General features: G+C 77.0%; 1 protein-coding gene. It reads left to right on the forward strand.

Annotated features, from left to right (window positions below; genetic code table 11):
* Positions 1 to 213: 213 nt before the first annotated feature.
* On the forward strand, positions 214 to 2617 hold a 2404-nt coding region (locus VIU94_RS02150; protein WP_331906884.1), incomplete at its 3' end, for an ATP-binding protein.

The following is a 2617-nucleotide window of genomic DNA, read 5'->3' on the forward strand; positions in this document are numbered from 1 at the left end:
CGGGGCAGCACCCCGCCCCTTTGTAGATACTGAGCGAAGGTCTAAGGTTCGGTCGCCCGGCGAATTGAAAGACCCATGCGGCGGGCACCGGACCGAAGCGACAGCGGGGCGTGCAGAAAGCCGGAGGGAAATCCGCACGCGACTCCGCCGCCAGAACTCGATCAACCCCGGCGGGGACGAAGCTCAGCGAAGCGCATCTGGGGGGCTTGGACCATGGACAACGACAGTTTCGGCGATGGCGCGGGCCAGGCCCGGCCCCCGCGCGACACCGGCGCCCCGGACTTCAAGAAGTCGGCGAAGGCGCCCGCGCGCACCGTCCAGCTCGTGGCGGGCGACTTCCTGCTCACCGTCAACCCCGTCGACGGCAGCGAGATAGAGCCCTGCCCGCCGGGGGAGCGGCCGGGGCGGCCCGTCAAGTACGCACCGGCGGAACGCGCCGAGATGGCCCGCGCCGCCCGTCCGCCGCTGCCGGCCGGACCTCCGCTGCCCCGACCGCCGCTCCTGGAGCGCCAGGAGGAGCACGAGCGGCTCGTCCGGCTGCTCTCCCGTGGCCGCTCCGCACGGGTCACCGGGCCGGCCGGCTCCGGCCGCACCCGGCTCCTCGACGAGGTCGCCGCGCAGTGCACCGGCCTCGCACCGGACGGCGTCGTACGCCTCTCCGGCCACCACCGCACCGCCACCGAGCTGCTGTACGAACTCCTCGCCACCGTCCTGCACACGCCCGCGCACCGCCCGGACCGCCCGGCCCTGCTGGACCTCGTCCGCGACATCGGCGCGATCGTCGTCGTCGACGACCTCGAACTCGGCGGCGCCGCGCTCGACGAGCTGCTCACCGCCACGCCGGAGTGCGCGTACCTGCTCGCCGCCGGCCCCGACGTCGCCGCACCCTCCGCCGAGGCCGGCATCGAGGAGGTCTTCCTCGCCGGCCTCGGCCGCGCCGCCGCCCTGGAGCTCCTGGAGAACGCGGTCGGCCGCACCCTCACCGACGACGAGGCCAACTGGGCCGGCGACCTCTGGTTCGAGTCCGAGGGCCTGCCCCTGCGCTTCGTCCAGGCGGGCGCCCTGCTGGTCCAGCGCGACCGGCTGCGCGCCGGGCCCGGGCAGGACGAGGCCTTCGACGAGTTCGACGCCTTCGGTGCGCTGGACGACGCGTTCGGCGGTCACGGGGGGACGGCCGACCCGGACGAGGGCGGGACGCGGATCCGCATCACGCCGCCGGGGGCGTCGGGAGGCCCTGGGGCCTCCGGTACGCCTGCGACTTCCGGCATACCCGGCATACCCGGGGCCCCGCGCATACCCGGCGACGGAGCCGAGACCCCGCTGCCCTCCCTCGGCGAGGGCGCCGCCCCCGCCGCCCTGCTCGCCTCCCGGCTCAGCGCCGCCGCCCAGGACGCCCTGCGGTTCGCCGTCGCCCTCGGCGGCGAGGTCCCGCACCCCGCGCACCTGCCCGCGCTCGTCGGCGACACCCACGCCGACGCCGCGCTCGGCGAACTCACCGCCTGCGGCCTGCTCACCCCGGTCGGCGCCCGCTACCGCCTCGCCACCGGCGTGCTCCTGCAGCTCGTCGCCAGCGGGTACGCCGAGGACACCGCCGGCCACGCGCACACCGTCGCCCAGCACTACGCCTGGTGGACCGGGCACCCCTCCGTCACCCCCGAGCGCGCCGCCGCCGAGTCGGACGCGCTGATCTCCGCGCTGTCCGCGCTGGTGCCCAGCGAGGAGGCCCGGCACGCCAGCGCCGCCGTCCTGCTCGCCCGCAGCGCCGCGCCGGTGTTCGCCGCCGGGCTGCACTGGGGGGCCTGGGAGCGCGCCCTTCGGGCCGGCCAGGAGGCCGCCCGGATCTCGGGCGAGGTCGCGGAGGAGGCGTACTTCCACCACGAGCTCGGCGTGCTCGCGCTGTGCGCGGGCAATCTGGAGCGGGCCCGCGCCGAGCTGGAGGCCTCCATCGCGCTGCGCGGCGCGCTCGCCGACAAGCGCGGCACCGTCGCCGGGCGACGGGCGCTCGCCCTGGTCGCCGACCGCGCGGGCAGCCCGCTGGAGCTGCCCGGCGAGCTCTTCGAGGAGCCGGTCACGCCGTCCGGCGGGACCCCGGGCGCGGTGCCGCCGTTCGCCAAGGAGCGCTCGCCGTTCCCGGCCGTGGCGCACTTCCCGGACGACGGGCCGACGATCATCACCCGCTCGGACGCCCTTGCCGACGCCCCGGAGCCCGCGACGTCCGCAGGCCGAGGCCGCGGCGGCCTCCTGGGCGCGCGCCGCAACCTGATCGCCGCGGGCGCGGGCGCGCTGCTGGTCGCGGTGCTCGGCACCGTGGTCACTCTCGGCGCGCTCTCCGGCGACGGCGAGGACGACCCGGGCTCGAACCGGGTCACCTCGGACCAGCCGGCGAGCGACGACGGCCTCGACGACGGCCTGGACGCGGACGAGCCGTCCCAGGACGAGACGGACGCCTCCGCCACCCCGGGCCCCTCGGACGAGGCGACCCCGGGCGAGAGCGGGTCCCCGACCGGCTCCGACCCGACGGACCCGACCGGCGGCTCGACGGGCGACTCCGGCTCCACGAAGCCCGGCAGCTCCTCGTCCTCCGGCGGCACGTCGACGAAGCCGGGCACCCCGACGA

The sequence above is a fragment of the Streptomyces sp. genome, from assembly GCF_036566765.1.
GTDB lineage: Bacteria > Actinomycetota > Actinomycetes > Streptomycetales > Streptomycetaceae > Streptomyces.